Here is a 17,647-nt window from a genome sequence, read left to right as displayed (position 1 = left end):
TACTGATTTATTAATTGTTTTTTAGTTAATTATGTTAAAAAATAAATTATTAACGACTGTTGTGTGAACTTTATTGCTGTCTGTTAGGAAAATTATAGAACTAACCATTTAAAAAGCTTTTATATCCTGTGATGGAAAGACTATTCGCTTAAAAATGCTCCTTCAGAACTTTTAATTGGAATTTTAGTATTATCTTGGCTAAGAATTAAGAGGAACGAGTATGGAAAATGTAAAAATCTGGATCAGGAAAAATGGCTCTACTGCAATACTGACCATATTGTTCATTATCGTTTTGGTGAATAAAGATGCTAAGGCATGGCTGATGAGACAGGTTGCTTCCACGGGAATCCTCAATTCCAGTATATCAGAATCAAAAGAGCATCAAAATACTTCTGCACGGGTTTCTTATGCCGGGTTTCTGGTGAAAAATGAAGATGGAACGGTTATCAATACTGCTGCTTTACAAAACAAAGTCGTTTTCATTAACTTTTGGGCCTCGTGGTGTCCTCCCTGCAGGGCAGAATTTCCCTCTGTGCAAAAACTGTATGATCAGTATAAAAACAATCCGGATATGGTATTTCTTACCGTAAATCTTGATGACAACACCACTCTTGGAAAAACCTACTTAAAAGAAAAAGGCTTTACTATTCCTTTTCTGGTGCCGGCTGGCAATATTCCTGGAATACTTTATAGTGGCTCTTTGCCTACAACGGTCGTGCTGGATAAAAAAGGCGGCATCCGCCTGCATCATAAAGGATTGGCAGATTACAGTAAAGATTCTTTTTACAAACAGATTGATGAACTGTTGAAACAAAAGCCATAATTTTTTCAGCTAATGACTTATTTACCTTGTTGACTTTTGCAAAAATAGAAGCCGAAATACTGAATGCTTTTATGAAAAAAGAATACTTTTATACCACAAGAAATAGAATATGCTGAATCAGCTAAGGACTCACATTGAAAAAATAATCCCTCTTAATGATGATGAATTTGAATTCATATCATCCTATTTTACCTATAAAAAATATAAAAAACACCAGTTTTTAGTACAGGAAGGTGAACCGGTTCCTTATAATTATTTTGTATTGGAAGGTCTTCTGAAGCTGGTTTATACTGACGAAACAGGAAAAGAACATATTATAGGATTTGCCATGGAAGACTGGTGGGAAACAGATTTTCCTGCTTACTATCAGCAAACTTTGGCAACGATGTCTTTGGAATGTCTTGAAGATACAGAAGTATTGTGCCTTCAGTTAGAGGATTACAAAAAGCTCTGTGCCCATCTGCCAAAATTGGAGCATTTCTTTCTGGAAAAAGCATATATGGGATTTATTACGGCTCAGCAACGAACCATTTCCATGATGACAACCGGAATAAAAGAGCGGTATGACCAGCTTTTGAAAAAATATCCTTCCCTTGTACAGCGAGTTCCGAAATCTCTTTTAGCTGCTTATTTAGGAGTTTCCAGGGAAACTTTGAGCCGTCTGCCACTATAAAACTGTGATAGAACTCACACCATAATCGTGATCCGGATCACAGGGTTTTGCTGTATTTGTTCTGCAATTTTGTACTGTAACAAATAACAAATTCAGGACAATGGAAAAAAGAACAGTTAATCCATGGAAATGGCAGGATGAAAGAAGCTATTATCAGGCGGTAGAGGTAAAAAATGTTGAAAGTACCTTATACTGCTCAGGGCAGGCAGCTATTGATCCCGATGGAACATCCAGTGATAAGGATATGAAGTCCCAGCTGGAACAGGCTATTGCCAACTTGGAAGAAGTGATCCGCACAGCAGGATATGAATGTGCAGGAATTGTAAGATTAAATGTCTATACAACTTCTGCAGAAGAGCTTTGGCCTTATTTTCCCATTCTTCAGGAGTGGATTGCCCGGCATAAGATCCAACAGGCTTTAACAATGCTTGAAGTAAATGGCTTATTCGAAACATTAAAGGTGGAACTTGAAGCAACAGTGGTGAAATAAGTGATAAATTTGAGTTAAAAGACAGGCCTTCAAAATATAATTTGGAGGTTTTTTCTTACATTTATTTATACCAATTAATATTGATCAAAATTTTATGAATATTCAACTTTTTTCAAAAAACGCTTTGGTGGGAGGGGCAACTCAGGGAATAGGAGCAGGAATTGCTCTGGAACTGGCAAAATGCGGCGCTAATGTTACCGTTATGGCCCGCAATGAAACAAAACTTAAAGATTTCGTTTCTTCCCTGCCGGTACTCAATCCGGAACAGAAACACGAATATCTGGTGGCTGACTTTTCGGACTTTGAAAGTTATAAGAAAATTATTACAGGATATTTTAATGATCATTCGATTGATATTCTGGTTAACAATACAAACGGTCCGGAACCAGGTTTGGCACTCGATAAAACCCCGGATGATTATCAGAAAGCTTTTGATCTTCTTTTCAAAACGGTTTGCGAAACAACATTATTGGTCTTACCTCATATGATCCAACAGAAAAACGGCCGTATTATCAATGTCTCTTCTTTGTCCGTTAAAGAACCGATCGGAAATCTTGCGCTCTCCAATTCTATCCGTTCTGCTGTCATTGCATGGGCAAAAACCCTGTCGAATGAAATTGCACAACATAATATCACCGTTAATAATGTTCTGACAGGATATTTTGACACCGAACGAATTCAAAAACTGGTTACTCATGAAGCCCAGCAAACGGGTGCTCCCGCGGAAGAAATAAAAAAAGCAAGAGAAAATAAGATTCCTATGAAAAGATTCGGGCAGCCGGAAGAATATGGTCATCTGGTAGCTTTTCTGGCTTCAGAATATTCAAATTATCTTACCGGAACAAGCATTCCTTTGGATGGAGGATTGAGTAATACGTATTAAAAATTTATATAAACCAAGATATTTTAAACCACAAAAGACACAAAAGTTTTTAAGTATTAAGCTTAATCATTAAAGTACACTTAAGTTTTTGAAAATCTTTTATTTTCTCTCTTATTTGAACTTTTTTATACATATCGTTTTAAACTAATAAATTGAAATAAAGCTTTTATGACTTTTGTGGTTAGAAAAAAAATAATTAAATAGATTTTCTTTCATGTAATAAACCCTTTCTCCCGGTTGTCATATACATATTGAAAAATAGTATATGAAAAACTGGTCTTTTAAAAAATGGAACACCGTACTGGGTTGGTTCCTTTTCGCTGTTGCACTTGTCACTTATCTTTCAACAATGGAGCATTCCCTGAGCTTCTGGGATTGCGGAGAATATATTTCTTCTGCGGTAAAACTTGAGGTGACTCATGCTCCGGGAGCCGCCTTATTCCAGATTATGGGAGCGGTGGTAAGTATTTTTGCGCTGGGGAACGAAGAGCATTATTCCCTTGTGATCAATGCGATGTCAGCAGTATTCAGTGCATTTACCATTTTGTTTCTGTTCTGGACGATTACCCATTTTTTAAGACGGCTTTTGAATAAGGATTTTGATGATATTACCAAATCTCAGGAAATTTCAATCCTGTTTGCCGGAGTCATCGGGGCTTTATGTTTTACTTTTTCAGATACATTCTGGTTTTCAGCAGTAGAAGGAGAGGTGTATGCAATGGCTTCACTGTTTATTGCGCTGCTGGTGTGGCTGATCACCAAATGGGAGAATGAATCTAAAGCTGCCGACAGTGAGAGATGGATCATTCTTATTTTCTTTGCCATAGGACTTTCTGTAGGCGTGCATATGATGTGTATGCTGGCTATTCCGGCCATATGTCTGGTATATTATGCCCGTAACTATACTTTTATATGGAAGAGTTTCATAGCTGCCAATCTGATTACATTAGGAATTCTTGCTTTTGTATTCAAGATTATTTTCCCTTTGGTGATGACCATGTTTGGGAAACTTGAAATTTTCTTTGTGAACGGGCTGGGACTTCCTTTCCATTCAGGGACAATTGCGGCATTTGTTCTTATGATTGCAATCAGTTATTTCCTGATTAAATATGCGAGGAAAACAAAAAGAAAAGTCTATCAGACGATCGTTTTATCCCTTGTGTATATGATGATTGGTTTCTCTTGCTGGCTGGTAATTCCTATCAGGGCAAACGCCAATCCACCGATGAACCTTAATGATCCGGATACCGCGATAGGAATGAGAGATTACTATAACAGGGTACAATATGGTGACTGGCCAACGATTTATGGACAAAACTATACTGCATTTCTCGACAGAAACGGTTTGGAAAAAGATGAGGGCGGAAGTTACAAAAGAGAAGTGACAGGAGATATTTACGAAAAAGATGAAAAAACAGGAACCTATAGAAAAACCGGGGAACGATTCAATTATGTGTTTAATAAATCGCACATCAGCTTCATGCCGAGGATGTTCAATGAAGATAAAGAGGTTACCGCAAATTATATCGCCTTGTACGGTGCTCCTGATTTTACCTTCAATTATGATAATGAAGAGGTAGCAGACAATCCGGAGGCTAAAAGGATTTTTGATGAACTGAGAGCGAAATATGAAGGAGATTCCATTACCGCAGAAGATTACCTGAAAGTAAAACCCTATGATCTTATTAAGGTACAACGGCCTTCCTTTGCTCAGAATATGGAGTATTTCATCTCTTTCCAGAACGGATACTACTTTGTCCGGTATCTGATGTGGAATTTCGTAGGAAGACAGAACGATCTTGAGGGACATATGGAAAATACCAATGGCAACTGGATCTCAGGATTTTCCTTTATTGATAATGCTTTGCTGGGTGATCAGGATCATATACCTGCTAAATTTAAAAATGAAAGTACCGTAAAGTTTTTCTTTCTGCCATTGATTTTAGGACTTATCGGTTTCTTTTTTCAGCTGAACAGGGACTTCGGGAGATTTTATGCTATCCTGTCGCTGTTTGTTCTGACAAGTATGGGAATTGTTTTCTATACAGGGGTAAAACCCTTTGAAGTAAGGGAAAGAGACTATGCGATGGTAGGTTCATTCTATGCCTTTGCCATCTGGATCGGTCTGGGAGCAGGAGCAATACTTTGGCTGATTCAGTCTAAACTTAAATCTAATGCAGTCAACATTATCTTGGGAGTCGTGTTGTTGGGAATTCCTTTTATGATGGGATTCCAGAATTATACCTCGCACGACCGGAGTAAAAAGACCGCAGCCCGTGATTATGCTTATTCATTCTTACGTTCGCTGCCTAAAGATGATATTCTTTTCATTTATGGTGATAATGATACTTTTCCTGTATGGGCCATTCAGGAGACGGAACGATTCAGGGATGATGTGAAAACAGTCAATTTTACCCTTTTAGCCACTCCATGGAATATAGATCAGGTAAAAAGAAGAACATATAATGCCAAAGGAATTCCGGGAGAACTCACTCATGAAGAATACAGAGACGGTGTCAATGATCAGGTTTATCTGATGAAAAAAGAAGATTGGGAAAGCTTTTTCCAGATGTTGAAAGAACAGGGAGCACCAGACACTGCTTTTCAGGAGTTCAGAAAATATCTTACCCAGGATTCTCTGACGGTGAAAGATGCTATCAGATTCTTAAAACTTAAATCATCCGAAAAAGATGAATTGCTGAAGATGTACTTCGGGGAAAAGCAATATGAAAAATATAATATTAATATACTCCCGGTAAATAAATTTATACTTCCGGTAAATAAGGAAAATGCCGTAAAATCGGGGATTATCAATCAGGCTGATCTTTCTAAGACAGTAGATCAGATTATGATCAATTATGAAGCGAATACCCTTTACAAAAGCAATCTGATGATGTTGGATATGCTGGCTAATTTCGACTGGAAACGTCCCATTAATTTCTCATCAGGTGGAATGTATGAAAGTGAGAATATTTTTTACCTTGACGAATATCTGCAGTTTGATGGCTTCAGCTACAGACTTGTTCCTATTCACACGCCTCAGAGTCCGGATGGAGATAAAGGAAGGGTAGATGCGAATTCGCTTTATCAGGTGGTGAAAAACTTCAGATGGGGGAATTTTAAAGACCTCAGTATTTATTATAATGAAACGGCTACTTCCAATATTCTAAGCTACAGAATGTCGGTAAGCAGGGCTGTATCTGCACTTGTGGTAAGCGGACAGAAAGCTAAAGCAGTAGAGCTGCTGGATCTTGTAGTGAAAGAAATTCCAGTGGAGAAATATAATGATCCACGGTCATTAAGCTCAATGGTAACAGGATATATTGTTGCAGGGCAGGAGCAGAAAGGTCTTCAGCTGGCAGAAACCCTTAAGAAAGGAATATTTGAAGAATATGATTACTATCAAAATCTTTCTCCGGCATTTAAAGCAGCGGCCAGAAAGCAGATGAGGTCAAAACCAATGGAATATGCATTAGTTGTTTCAGCTGTTACAGAGGCCTACAAAACATTGGGGCAGAAAGAAAAAGCACATGCCTATCTTCTAAAGTCAATGGAGCCGATTGATAAAAAATTCAGTGTTTTTATAAACGGACTGCATCAAATGGGGAAAGAGAAAGCGGTAAAAGAATCGGAAAATGTACGACAGATTGCTCCTTTTTACCAATATCTATTCAATGTTATGGAGCCTTTTGATTCTGCATATTCCAGGAAAAAGGAAATTGAAATTACCAATGCCATGATGAAAGCAACACAATAAATTATAGATAGAAAAGCCTTTAAATTCAATATTTAAAGGCTTTTTAATATAACATAAATAATAAAGTCAGGCCTGTTTCCAGAATTCATCTTCATAGTCGTCTTTTTCTTCTGTATGAATATCATTCAGTTCTTTTCCGATTTTTTCCAGAGCAGGAACTTCCAATGTTTCTTCAAGATGAGGAAACCATTCACGCTCTTCAAAACGGATATGCTGCTCCAGAAGATCGGCAAAATCTGAGAAAAGATCAATGTTTTCTGAGGATGAAATTTGAGAAACAATATTCTGAATATGTCTGTGCTCTTTCCGTATGCGGAGCGTATATTCATCTTCAAGATAAAGAAACAGAATTTCTTCTTCTTCCCTGAAATGCTTTTTCAGATGATGATCCCAGAAATACAGAATATAATCTCTGATCCGGGAAACGTCAATTTCTTTTTTCAGTCCCTGTCTTATTTTCCAGCTGCACAGAAGCCCGAAATGATGATCTTTGGAAAGTGGGATAATATTTTCATTTCGTTTCATGATTTTTTTGATTTAAGGTAATCAAACCCCATAAGTTGAATAACCATGAGGTTTGAATAAAGAATGCTAACGTTTTTCTTTCAACGACCAACCCAATTTAAGTCCGATGATGAATAGTACCAGAAGCAGCTCACCTGCAGCCAGTAAAATATCTCCCGGCACACGCATCCATCTGAGGAAGTGCATGATATCCGTCTGCATAAATTCCGCAGAACGGGCATACCAGTACCCTTCTTTTATAGAGGCTACCGACTGCATAATGCCTATAGGAAGAAGACTGATGGTTACCATGACCAGCAATCCGATATTGATAAGCCAGAAAGCCCAGCCTATTAATTTGTCATTCCATTGTCTCTCAGGATAAAGTCCCCGTAATACAAACAGCATTAATCCGATTCCTAAAATTCCATATACTCCGAACAGGGCAGCATGACCATGAACAGCAGTGGTATTCAGCCCCTGAATATAGTAAAGCGCAATGGGAGGATTGATGGCAAATCCGAAGATTCCTGCACCCAGAAAGTTCCAGAAACACATCGCAATGAAGCAGTAGATTGGCCATTTATAAGCCTGAATCCATTTGGTTGATTTACTCAGCTGGTAATTTTGGTAGGCCTCATAACCAATCAGAACAAGCGGTACAATTTCCAATGCACTGAAAGTCGCGCCTAATGCGAGCACAGCTGTAGGAGTAGCACTGAAATAAAGGTGGTGGAATGTTCCCAGGATTCCTCCGGCAAGAAAAATAATCGTAGAAAATAGTACTGAATTCGTAGCAGATTTCAATCTCAATAATCCAAGTCTTGTAAATAAAAATGCTGCCACTACCGTTGCAAATACTTCAAAAAAGCCTTCTACCCAAAGGTGAACCACCCACCATCTCCAATATTCAGCAATGGCCATATGGGTTTGTCTTCCATACATTAATCCTGCCCCATAAAATAGCGCAATCGCTACGGCTGAAAGAGTAAACAGGGTCAGTAAATGACGATCTCCATCCTTACGTCTTAAAGCAGGCAGCAGGGCTCTCACCATTAAAACCAGCCATAAAATAAGGCCAATCAGCAGTAAAATCTGCCAGATTCTCCCCAGTTCCACATATTCATAACCCTGATGTCCCCAAAGGAAATTATCAACAAGGCCAAGCTTTTGCATGACGCCAAGCCATTGCCCGGTAAGAGATCCCAGCACAACGATCAGTAAGGCTCCGAATAAGATATTCACTCCCAGTTTCTGGTACTTCGGTTCATGTCCCGACACAGCCGGGGCAATATAAAGTCCTGTTGCCAGCCATGAGGTAGCAATCCAGAATATGGCAAGCTGTACATGCCAGCTTCTGGAAACTGACTGAGGTAAAAACTGATCCAGAGGAATACCATAAAATCCGCTTCCTTCCACACCATAGTGAGCGGTAACGACTCCAGCAAGCATTTGAACCAAAATCAGTAAAGCAACTACCCATATGTATTTTAAAGTAGCTTTCATAGAAGGGGTAGGCTTCATATTTCGCAACGGATCTTCAAGGGGAAGGATTTCACTTACTTCTTCCTCTTTATTTCGGGCATGGTAAAGCACCAGAAGACCTACAGCCCCCAACAGAAGCAATACGCTGAAACCTGACCATAAATGCAGTGAAGGGGGAGGAACGTTTCCTACCGATTCATCATGCGGCCAGTTGTTGGTATACGTCACATCATCTCCCGGTCTTTCCGTAATACAAACCCATGTGCTCCAGGCAAAGAAAGCATTCATTTGAGCCATTCTTCCGATATCTTTGATGGTATTCTCCGGGATTGCGTACTGATCCCGGAGTTTTGCCATAGAAGTATCATTCATAAATAATTTTGAATAATACTGAGCTAATTGTTTCTGTACTTCGGCCCGTTCGGGAGAGAAAACAATTTCATTATTGTTTTCATTAAAGGTGTTGGTACGAAGCTCTTTCTTCAGCAGTACCTTATATTTGGCCTGCTCATCATCCGGAAGGTCTTTATACACTTTACCATCTTTTTTGGCCAATTCATCAAGCAGCAGCACAGATTCCCTGTGAAGGTAATCCGCAGTCCAGTCCGGAGCAATATAAGCACCATGTCCCCAGATACTTCCTACCGTTTGCCCTCCAATAGACTGCCAGACATTCTGCCCGTCTTTTATATCCTGTTCGGTAGCGAGCACAGTTCCATCCGTGCTTACTACTTTATCAGGAATTGGGGGGATTTTTCTGTAAATTTCAGTTCCATAAAAGATAAGAACAGCAAACGAAGCAACCATTACTACAGCAAGCCATATCCAAAGTTTTTTAGGTGTCATTCTGTATTAGTTTTTAAGATTCAACGGCAAATTCTTTCTCCAGTCGGATAGCTTTTGGGAAAAGGATATTATTTTCAAGATGAATGTGTTTATGCAAGTCATTTTCAAAATCCTGAAGCATGGCAAATGCTACTTTGTATGTGTTGCAGGCATCTGCGGGAGGAAGATATTCATCCGTAATTTCGGCAATCTTTCTGAAACGTTCACCTTCCACTGTATGCTCGTGCTGCATCATATTAACAGGGTTTTCTACTGTTCCGAAAGCAGGTTGGGGGAGCGCTGTGCCTGATATTTTAGCCTTCATCATATTTCGTACAAAAGGAAACAGGATCAGTTCTTCTTTTTTCATGTGAGCGGCCAGATCGTGAGCCGATTCATTGAATAATGTATTAATTTCAAACAGCTCCGGATGTCTGTCTCCATGTACTTTACATAATTTATCAAGGAAAGCTTGCAGCACAGGCGTTTTTTCTTCTACATAACGGTGATGGGTTTTCTCAATATAATCTGCCAGCAAATCCAAAGGCCAGCTGTTGAAATCTATTGTAGATCCTTCATTTTTTGGAAGCGCTTCCAGCTCTTCATAAATCTTTTCCGGAGACAATTTTTTATTACTGCAGGCTTCTTCTATGGTTCTTCCTCCTTTACAGCAGAAATCGATCCCATGTCTTTTAAAAATTGCTGCCGTTCTGAAATCTTCAGCAACCATATTTCCTATAAAGTCTGTTCTTGTATTCATAATATAATACTTTTTTATCTTTTATTATTTTAAATTTTTTTTAACCCTATTTCTTAAGTGACAGAATGTATTTTACCATCAGCTTGGCGTTATCTTTACTTAATCCTGCATGAGGAGTCATGGGAATTTCTCCCCAGTTGCCTTTACCGCCGTCAATAATTTTCTGTGCAAGCATATCAAGATCTGCTTCTTTGTACTTTGCTGCAACTTCCTGATATGCTGGACCTACAAGTTTTGAATCGATTTTATGACATGATAAACAGTCTGTTCCTTCTACAAGGGATTTTCCTTCGGCGATTTCTGCATCAGCTCCTGAAAGAGGAGCGGCGGCTGGTGCTGCTTCCTGAGGTTTTGGTTCTTCCAGCATTGTATTGCTTTCCTGTGGCTGAGGAATGGGATCTGTACCTTTTTTATCTGAACATGACGTTACAGCAAGTGAAAACAGTGAAACTGCTACAAGTAATTTTTTCATAATCTTATCCATTTAAAGTTGTATTTGTTTTTTTATTTCGCTCACAATAGCTTCGTAATCACTATCGAGACCTTCTTTTTGAAAAGCAAGAGTTCCTTTTTTTGAATACACTGTAATGATATTGGAGTGGGAGAATTCTATAGGAGATATCTGCTTATATTTTACAGCCATTATATTGGCCAGTTCTCTGGTATCTTCTTCATTACCCCGGATGAAAGTCCATTCTTTTTCATCGAATCGGTTTACATACAGGTATCTCTTCATTACTTCTGGAGTATCATTTTCCGGATCAATGGAAATTAATACATACTGAATATCCTCTGGATTTGTTTTTCCTACTTTCTGGGCGATCGTTCTCATTTCCGCGGTCAGTTTTGGGCAGGCCGTTTTACAGGAAGTGAAAATCATTGCAGTCACCAGTACTTTTCCTTTCAGATCCGAGAATGTAATATTCTCACCATTCTGTTTCTCCCAGTTTGTCTGTACATTGTAGATGGAATCAGGGGTTATCTCTTCATTTTTCTTGCTGCAGGATATCATCATCAAAGCCAGCAGCATGAGGGTTATATTTTTCATAAGGGTCAATTTTTGTTTTTAGCACATCTGAATCCGAGATTATTAAGGCAGTAATCTGCTTTTATACTTCCCCTTAATGCATACCGGATAAAGGCTGCGTAATTTCTTAGATCAGAAGAAGTTACTGCTGCTCCGGCACAGAAGAGGTTGTCATTCACCGTATTATCTTTTCTGGATTCTCCACTCATCATTACCGAATTGAAATCATAAGTCCATTCCCAAACCATTCCATACATATTATAAATTCCGTAATAATTAGGAGGTTCCTGTTTTATAGGTTGTTGGTTTTTATCCTTTTTTTGATAAGCTTTCAGAATATAATCTGTAAAAGCGGGATCCCTGGAGGCATCCGGAGTATATTGATCTGCCAGTGCCGCATATTCCCATTCGTCGATTGCCGGAAGTCTTTTTCCTGTACTTTTAGCATAGGCTTCAGCGGCAAACCATGAAATATTGGTGACAGGTGCTTCCGGGCTTATTCCTGCCGGGATTTCATAGTCACTTTTCCAGTGTTTCAGGTAATTACTGTCTGCATAGAGTCTTAGTACTTTGCTTCGTGTCCATTGAGGATTTGCTTTAAGAAACTCAAGATATTCCCGGTTCGTAACAGGGCTGTCATCCAGGTAAAAAGTCTGTACTCTTACAATCCTTCCTGAATCTTTGCCGATGAATGCCTTATACATTCCTCCCTGTATTCTGATCATTTTCTTCTGACTTACAATCAGGTTTAAATGTTTTTGGGCTGGAATTTTTATTTTCGCTCTTTTCGTCTTTTCGGAACAACATGTCATTACTGAACAGACTGCCAGACCTACTATAATTACAAAAGTTCTCATTGTTTCTCTTTTAAAATCCCAATGAACCTTAATTCATTACTGGTTCTTTTTATATACTGCCGGATTGTCTGGTCCGGTTACTTTAATCTTACCTAGAGCACCTTTATTGAATGCCCTGAAAATTGCATGATCTACAATCACATATTCTCCGGGAATTGTCGCTTTAAACTCTACAATAGACGCCCCGCCGGGAGGAATTACAGTGGTCTGTACATTATCATTTATTTTGCTGCCTCCTTCAATGTATACTTTGTCAAAGATTTCCCCGATAATATGGAAAGAAGAGGTAAGATTCGGGCCGCCGTTCCCTACAAAGAACCTTACTGTTTCCCCTGTTTTTACCTGAAGTTCTTTATCGCCTAAAAGAGAGGCTGTATTTCCATTGAAGACTACATATTCAGGATGCTCAGCAATCGCTTTATCCATGTCAAACTCCTGCAAACCTTTATCTCCGAATTTTCCTTTCGTGTAAAAATCTCCCTGCATGATATAGAATTCCTTGTCTACTTTTGGAAGTCCGCCTTCAGGCTCTATAAGAATAAGACCGTACATTCCGTTGGCAATATGCATTCCTACAGGTGCTGTTGCACAATGGTAGACATATAATCCGGGGTTGAGTGCTTTGAAAGTAAAGACAGCTTCTTTACCGGGAGCCACAAAAGTAGCTTCAGCACCACCGCCAGGTCCGTTTACAGCATGAAGGTCAATATTATGGGGGAAGGTATTATTTTCATGGTTTTTAAGATGAAGTTCAATATCATCTCCAACTCTTGCCCGGATAAAGCTTCCGGGAACTGTTCCGTTGAAAGTCCAGAAATTATATTGTGTTCCATCTGCCAGTTCTCCCGTTTTCTCTATCGTTTCCAGTTTTACAATGATTTTTTTAGCAGCACGGATTCCAACAGGAGCGGGAACATGAGGTGGAGCGGGCATCTTTAATTCTTCACTTGTTCCATCCGTTTTTATATTCTCCGTATTGGTACCATTGACTGTATCGGATGAAGTACTTTGTTTACAGGCATTGAATATCATTACTGTGCATAATGCTGTGGTGAGTACGATCGTTTTTTTCATAATAAGGGAATTAATAGTTTAAATTTTTCTGTTGGAGTAAATATTGTGCAGAGTTGCTTCAGTATTCATTTTTTTGTTTTATAAATTGTAAGCTGATGGCTATACACAGAAATATTGCTTTGGCAGATTCAGCATAGATGAAATAATTATGCATTTCTGACGATAAAACCGGTTTTCCAGCTGATAACAACTGGGCTCGGTTATCAAGGACAGGGAGCATCCAGAATTTTTCAAACAGCAGGATGGCTGATAAAACGGCTATTATTATAAAGTCTGTTTTCGTGTATTTTTTTCTGCTTACGAACATTCCTGCTACAATAAGAATAAGGAAAACACATTGTATTTTAGTGGATATTCCGAACATCATCATTCCCAGCTCAAGGGCTACAGGAAGTGTCATTCCCGGAACCTGAAACTTCATGGGGGTTTCCAGAAAACTGACCGTGATAAAAACACCTGCCATCAGGCAAAGCATCATTAGCACCAATGGGTTTTTAGCATTCAGTTTCATTTTATTATTATTTGAGATATTAATACCTTTTTATCTCTTATTAAATTGTTTTCTGAGAAAATTTTGTTAAATAATCGATAAATATTTAGTCTTTTAATTTTAAAAATAGGAACCAGGTACTTATATCATGAGCAGGGATATCTTTATCCTGAACTGCTGATGAACTGTAATTTTTACCGGTTTTTGAAGGTACTTTCTTCTCCTTTTCTTATACAAATATAAAATCTATTTTCAGGATAAAAGAGTGAATTGTTTTTTATTTGTTCTGACTTTTATCACCTTATTTTCACTTTCAAAATTTATTCTTTTGTTGCGATAATCACCACAGCACACATGTTTTGTTCATGTTTTTTGAATATCCTTTTCATTTTGAGCACTCTCTTTCTGATGGAAGGATTGAGTAATATATTTTTAGCAATTTTAATGGCTCCGGAAACCCCTTCGTCATCAATAATTCTTTGAGGTTCCAGAAGATGCATGGGTGCAGTTTCTACTTTCAGTACTTTAAATCCTTCTTTTTCCAATAATGTGGTCCACTCAGAAACGGTCAGCGGACGTGCATTCACCTTGATAGCCAAAGCCAGTTCCTTCTGAATATGCAGTTTTACATTACTGTCGAGATTCTCCGGTCTTAAAGCCAGTTCATGAATTGCATAATATCCTTTAGGTTTCAGGATTCTGTAGGCTTCCTGAATAATTTCTGCTTTCCGGTGATCTGCATGCATACTCAGCATCGCTTCTCCATATACTTTACTGGCCGATTGTTCAGGTAAAGAACTCTCTGCTGCATTTCCCAGTTTAAATTGGGCTGATATCCCTCCAAATTCCCTGTTAAGATACTCTACGGCACTTTGTTCCGCATCAATTCCTATATAAGAACCAGTTTTTTTTTCCAATGTCATGTGCGCGGTGAACCCAAGACCGGGAGCAAATTCCACCATATCATCAGCAGAGGTGATGTCCAGCATTGATAACATTTTTTTGGTCAGCGCAAGACCTCCGGGACGCAACACTTTTTTACCGATTTTAGCCAGTAACCAGTGTCCGGACATTTTCTCAATATTTTCTGTATGCATTAGATTGTTATTTAATAAGTTAATGAAATTATAAGACCCCATTTTTTTGAATTTATTTAATATATAAAGACTTTTTTGTCTTTTATTTATTTAAATTTTTTTACACCTTCAGATGGGTTAGTTTTAAATCCAGGTTATCTACAAAAGCCTGAATTTTTGAAGTTTCAAGCATGATACGAAGATCTTGTCTGATGCTTTTAAACTGCTCATGCAAAGGGCAGGGATGTATTTCTGAGCATTGCTCCAGACCAAGTCCACAACCGGAGAAAAGCTTATCACCATCAATTTCCCTTACAATATCAGCAATGGAAGTATTCAGGTTTTTCTGATCCATATAAAAACCTCCATTCGGGCCTTTGGCAGATTGTACAAATCCTTTTCTGCTCAGGTCCTGCAAAATTTTGGCGATAAAGTGTTCCGGCGAATGGATGCTTTTTGAAATGTCTTTAATCCCGACCCTGCTGCCATTTTTAGACTGCTGGGCGATGTAGATCAAAGCTCTTAAGGCATATTCACAGGTTTTTGAAAACATTTTTCTGAGTTTTATGAGACAAAGATAGAAAGATATTTTTAATAAAAGATAAATTACTCTTTTATTTTTTTTAAAGCTGACGAAGGTCATAAATAAACTGGCTATCCGATGGAACTTTGAGTCGTTTTATTACTCTTTCTCAAGTCTGAAGGTCTGGACTGTGTAAATTCACGAAAAGTATCACTAAAGGCGCTAATGGAACTGTAGCCTACATCATCAGCAATTTCATTGATGGGCTTGTCTGTATTTAAAAGTAATTCAATGGCTTTGATGATTCTTAATGTTTTCAGGTATTGAAGAAAAGAAATATCCATATCTGCTTTGAAAAGCCGGGACATAGAGCGTTCACTCAGGCCAAATCTGGTGCTTACATTGGCCAAAGTAAGTTTTTCGCTGATATTCCATTCCAGATAAGATATAATTTTCATCATTTGTTTGTTGTGAGTGGCAGGAAGAATGATGGGTAACGGCTGTTGATGGGTTTTGGGCAGTATTTTTTTTAAAGCGACCAGAAATTCAAAATTTTCGTCTTTTGCAGTAACATGTTTTTCATCCCATATTTCAGTATACTTGATCATCTGAATCAGCAGTTCTGATGCCGGATATATTCCCAGTCTACTGTAGAAGGGATCTGAGAGGTCATCATGAGCATAGAAATAAAGAGAACGAAGAACTGTGGCGGAGTGTCCGATCTCTAAAATATGTTCCATTCCCTGCGGAATCCAGAAGAAATGCCGGGCCGGAACCACATACGTCCTGTTGCTGATCGTAATATAGGCAATACCACCTTCCACATAGCTCAGCTGTCCTTTCGTATGCTTGTGGAAAGGAATCAGTTTTTCCGATTTCTCGTGCATAACAAATACACTTTTGTCGTCTTTATCAATATCAGGAAGTGCAGCAATTAATCCCATAAAAAAATATAAAATACCAATGAGAATGCAAATATAATCATTTGGCCGGAATCATGTAAAAATTGACTATTTTAGATAAATATAATTTCCGGATTGAGGATAAATTTGCAGTGCAATAATTCAAAAATTCAAATGAAAATTTATGTCGCCGGATTGCTGATGCTGGGAATTTCCTACACAATATCAGCTCAGACAGGCAGTTCAACAAAGGATACCCTACGACTCTCCTTAAAAGATGCATGGCAAAAAGCTGAAGAAAACAGCCGTCATATCAGAATCAATACCATCAATGTAGACATTGCGGAAGCTGAAGTAAAAGATGCAAAAAGAGAACGGCTTCCGGAAATAGAAGTTAAAGGTTCTGCAGAAAAAGCGTCCAACATTCCCATCTATGAAAACGGAATCTTTTCCAAACCAACCCAGCATGAAGTCATTCACACGCTTTACCGGGCGGGAGCAGATTTTTATCTGAACATTTATAACGGAAACAAGCTGAATCTTAAGATTAAGGAAAATCAGACTCTTCAGAAAATTAAGGATATCCAGAAAGAGCAGTCTGTTTCTGATATTCATTACAAGACTGCAGCGCTTTATCTTGAACTCCAGAAAACTTTAATTTTCAGAAACCTTATACAGCAAGATATTGCCGATCAGAAAACACAGCTTAAAGAAATTCAGGCTCTTTATAAAAACGGGGTCGTTTTAAAAAGTGATGTTTTAAGGATTGAGCTTGAACTTTCAAAACGGAAGATGGCTTTAGTGACTATAGAAAATGATATTCTCATTGCTACACAAAAGCTGAACATTATCCTGGGTATTCCTGATGAGCAGATTGTTATTCCTGAAGCACCACTTAATCAATGGGATGAAAATACTCCTTACAATGACTATTTGAAACTGGCGCTGGATCACTCTTTCAGTTATCATGTCTCTGAACAGCAGACAGAACTGAGTAAGATAAAACTGAAGCAGGTAAAAGCCAATGTAAGACCTAAAATCGGGATGTATGGTGAATTCTACTATGCCAATCCGCAGATTTTTCTTTATCCCTACAATCCTTATTGGTATTCATTGGGAATAGTTGGAGTCAAGGCATCTTTTTCCATTTCTTCTCTTTATCATAATACCCATAAAGTAAAAGCCGCACAGTTGGAATTTGAAAAAGAAGAGGAGGTACACAAGGATACAGAAGATAAAGTAAGACAACAGGTGAAAGAAGCTTATCTGAGGTATCAGGAAGCTCTTGAGCAGATAAAGGTAGCGGAAGCCAATGTCATTCAGGCCAAAGAGAATGCACGTATTATTAAGAATACTTACTTCAGCCAGACTTCTCTTATTACAGAACTGCTGGATGCAGATATACAGCTTCTTCAGACAAAATTTGAACTGGAAGCAGCAAAAATTATGGCACAGAACAATTATTATTTACTACAAAACATTACAGGCGTTTTATAAT

16 protein-coding genes and 1 pseudogene are annotated in these 17,647 nt (G+C 38.3%); 6 read left to right on the top strand and 11 right to left on the bottom strand.

Features of this window, described 5'->3' with window-relative positions:
• The first annotated feature begins 220 nt into the window (after positions 1 to 220).
• From ACPF63_RS12575 to ACPF63_RS12555, 5 genes are all read left to right on the top strand, one after another.
• The gene (locus tag ACPF63_RS12575; protein WP_426480138.1) at positions 221 to 823 is read left to right on the top strand and encodes a TlpA family protein disulfide reductase; all 603 of its coding nucleotides are present in this window, start codon (positions 221 to 223) and stop codon (positions 821 to 823) included.
• A 109-nt stretch (positions 824 to 932) separates the two neighbouring features.
• Positions 933 to 1,496, top strand: coding sequence for a Crp/Fnr family transcriptional regulator (locus ACPF63_RS12570; protein WP_426480137.1), 564 nt, complete (start codon positions 933 to 935; stop codon positions 1,494 to 1,496).
• Between the two features lie 100 nt (positions 1,497 to 1,596).
• Positions 1,597 to 1,986 carry a RidA family protein gene (locus ACPF63_RS12565; RefSeq protein ID WP_219072493.1) on the top strand — a complete coding sequence of 130 codons (390 nt, stop codon included), beginning with the start codon at positions 1,597 to 1,599 and terminating at the stop codon, positions 1,984 to 1,986.
• Positions 1,987 to 2,080: 94 nt separating this feature from the next.
• The gene (locus ACPF63_RS12560; RefSeq protein WP_077414758.1) at positions 2,081 to 2,869 is read left to right on the top strand and encodes an SDR family oxidoreductase; all 789 of its coding nucleotides are present in this window, start codon (positions 2,081 to 2,083) and stop codon (positions 2,867 to 2,869) included.
• A 265-nt stretch (positions 2,870 to 3,134) separates the two neighbouring features.
• Positions 3,135 to 6,626 carry a glycosyltransferase family 117 protein gene (locus tag ACPF63_RS12555; protein ID WP_426480136.1) on the top strand — a complete coding sequence of 1,164 codons (3,492 nt, stop codon included), beginning with the start codon at positions 3,135 to 3,137 and terminating at the stop codon, positions 6,624 to 6,626.
• A 66-nt stretch (positions 6,627 to 6,692) separates the two neighbouring features.
• Here ACPF63_RS12555 and ACPF63_RS12550 read toward each other — a convergent pair whose 3' ends face one another.
• The 11 genes and pseudogenes from ACPF63_RS12550 to ACPF63_RS12500 all read right to left on the bottom strand — a co-directional run bounded on the left by ACPF63_RS12550 (position 6,693) and on the right by ACPF63_RS12500 (position 16,191).
• Complete coding sequence (locus tag ACPF63_RS12550) at positions 6,693 to 7,151, bottom strand: hemerythrin domain-containing protein (protein WP_426480135.1); 459 nt, start codon at positions 7,149 to 7,151, stop codon at positions 6,693 to 6,695.
• 66 nt (positions 7,152 to 7,217) lie between these two features.
• Complete coding sequence (locus tag ACPF63_RS12545; protein WP_426480134.1) at positions 7,218 to 9,461, bottom strand: nitric-oxide reductase large subunit; 2,244 nt, start codon at positions 9,459 to 9,461, stop codon at positions 7,218 to 7,220.
• Between the two features lie 13 nt (positions 9,462 to 9,474).
• The gene (gene ric, locus ACPF63_RS12540; RefSeq protein WP_426480133.1) at positions 9,475 to 10,200 is read right to left on the bottom strand and encodes an iron-sulfur cluster repair di-iron protein; all 726 of its coding nucleotides are present in this window, start codon (positions 10,198 to 10,200) and stop codon (positions 9,475 to 9,477) included.
• Between the two features lie 46 nt (positions 10,201 to 10,246).
• On the bottom strand, positions 10,247 to 10,672 hold the full coding sequence (locus tag ACPF63_RS12535; protein ID WP_426480132.1) for a c-type cytochrome: 426 nt from the start codon (positions 10,670 to 10,672) through the stop codon (positions 10,247 to 10,249).
• A 12-nt stretch (positions 10,673 to 10,684) separates the two neighbouring features.
• Entirely contained in the window at positions 10,685 to 11,248 is a 564-nt protein-coding gene (locus tag ACPF63_RS12530; protein ID WP_426480131.1) for an SCO family protein, read from the bottom strand.
• A 5-nt stretch (positions 11,249 to 11,253) separates the two neighbouring features.
• Entirely contained in the window at positions 11,254 to 12,084 is an 831-nt protein-coding gene (locus ACPF63_RS12525) for a formylglycine-generating enzyme family protein (RefSeq protein ID WP_426480130.1), read from the bottom strand.
• A gap of 39 nt (positions 12,085 to 12,123) precedes the next feature.
• Positions 12,124 to 13,158 (bottom strand): annotated as a pseudogene (gene nirK, locus ACPF63_RS12520) (copper-containing nitrite reductase); the annotation flags it as partial.
• A gap of 58 nt (positions 13,159 to 13,216) precedes the next feature.
• Complete coding sequence (locus ACPF63_RS12515) at positions 13,217 to 13,669, bottom strand: hypothetical protein (protein ID WP_426480129.1); 453 nt, start codon at positions 13,667 to 13,669, stop codon at positions 13,217 to 13,219.
• A 299-nt stretch (positions 13,670 to 13,968) separates the two neighbouring features.
• Complete coding sequence (locus tag ACPF63_RS12510) at positions 13,969 to 14,745, bottom strand: class I SAM-dependent methyltransferase (RefSeq protein ID WP_426480128.1); 777 nt, start codon at positions 14,743 to 14,745, stop codon at positions 13,969 to 13,971.
• 100 nt (positions 14,746 to 14,845) lie between these two features.
• Positions 14,846 to 15,277, bottom strand: a complete 432-nt coding sequence (locus ACPF63_RS12505; RefSeq protein ID WP_047384164.1) for an RrF2 family transcriptional regulator — start codon at positions 15,275 to 15,277, stop codon at positions 14,846 to 14,848.
• Positions 15,278 to 15,378: 101 nt separating this feature from the next.
• Positions 15,379 to 16,191 carry a helix-turn-helix domain-containing protein gene (locus ACPF63_RS12500; RefSeq protein WP_426480127.1) on the bottom strand — a complete coding sequence of 271 codons (813 nt, stop codon included), beginning with the start codon at positions 16,189 to 16,191 and terminating at the stop codon, positions 15,379 to 15,381.
• A 132-nt stretch (positions 16,192 to 16,323) separates the two neighbouring features.
• Here ACPF63_RS12500 and ACPF63_RS12495 point away from each other — a divergent pair, with 132 nt between their 5' ends.
• The gene (locus ACPF63_RS12495; protein WP_426480126.1) at positions 16,324 to 17,646 is read left to right on the top strand and encodes a TolC family protein; all 1,323 of its coding nucleotides are present in this window, start codon (positions 16,324 to 16,326) and stop codon (positions 17,644 to 17,646) included.
• Position 17,647: the final 1 nt, after the last annotated feature.

The sequence above is a fragment of the Chryseobacterium sp. R2ACT005 genome, from assembly GCF_049949215.1.
Lineage (GTDB): Bacteria > Bacteroidota > Bacteroidia > Flavobacteriales > Weeksellaceae > Chryseobacterium.
This window is presented reverse-complemented; position numbering and strand designations above follow the sequence as displayed.

What these genes read in the sequence shown, in the direction of transcription:
- ACPF63_RS12505 (WP_047384164.1), bottom strand. Translation starts at nt 15,277, where the DNA reads ATGTTTTCAAAAACCTGTGAATATGCCTTAAGAGCTTTGATCTACATC.
- ACPF63_RS12525 (WP_426480130.1), bottom strand. Translation starts at nt 12,084, where the DNA reads ATGAGAACTTTTGTAATTATAGTAGGTCTGGCAGTCTGTTCAGTAATG.
- ACPF63_RS12565 (WP_219072493.1), top strand. Translation starts at nt 1,597, where the DNA reads ATGGAAAAAAGAACAGTTAATCCATGGAAATGGCAGGATGAAAGAAGC.
- ACPF63_RS12535 (WP_426480132.1), bottom strand. Translation starts at nt 10,672, where the DNA reads ATGAAAAAATTACTTGTAGCAGTTTCACTGTTTTCACTTGCTGTAACG.
- ACPF63_RS12510 (WP_426480128.1), bottom strand. Translation starts at nt 14,745, where the DNA reads ATGCATACAGAAAATATTGAGAAAATGTCCGGACACTGGTTACTGGCT.
- ACPF63_RS12570 (WP_426480137.1), top strand. Translation starts at nt 933, where the DNA reads ATGCTGAATCAGCTAAGGACTCACATTGAAAAAATAATCCCTCTTAAT.
- ric (WP_426480133.1), bottom strand. Translation starts at nt 10,200, where the DNA reads ATGAATACAAGAACAGACTTTATAGGAAATATGGTTGCTGAAGATTTC.
- ACPF63_RS12550 (WP_426480135.1), bottom strand. Translation starts at nt 7,151, where the DNA reads ATGAAACGAAATGAAAATATTATCCCACTTTCCAAAGATCATCATTTC.
- ACPF63_RS12545 (WP_426480134.1), bottom strand. Translation starts at nt 9,461, where the DNA reads ATGACACCTAAAAAACTTTGGATATGGCTTGCTGTAGTAATGGTTGCT.
- ACPF63_RS12495 (WP_426480126.1), top strand. Translation starts at nt 16,324, where the DNA reads ATGAAAATTTATGTCGCCGGATTGCTGATGCTGGGAATTTCCTACACA.
- ACPF63_RS12575 (WP_426480138.1), top strand. Translation starts at nt 221, where the DNA reads ATGGAAAATGTAAAAATCTGGATCAGGAAAAATGGCTCTACTGCAATA.
- ACPF63_RS12530 (WP_426480131.1), bottom strand. Translation starts at nt 11,248, where the DNA reads ATGAAAAATATAACCCTCATGCTGCTGGCTTTGATGATGATATCCTGC.
- ACPF63_RS12515 (WP_426480129.1), bottom strand. Translation starts at nt 13,669, where the DNA reads ATGAAACTGAATGCTAAAAACCCATTGGTGCTAATGATGCTTTGCCTG.
- ACPF63_RS12500 (WP_426480127.1), bottom strand. Translation starts at nt 16,191, where the DNA reads ATGGGATTAATTGCTGCACTTCCTGATATTGATAAAGACGACAAAAGT.
- ACPF63_RS12555 (WP_426480136.1), top strand. Translation starts at nt 3,135, where the DNA reads ATGAAAAACTGGTCTTTTAAAAAATGGAACACCGTACTGGGTTGGTTC.
- ACPF63_RS12560 (WP_077414758.1), top strand. Translation starts at nt 2,081, where the DNA reads ATGAATATTCAACTTTTTTCAAAAAACGCTTTGGTGGGAGGGGCAACT.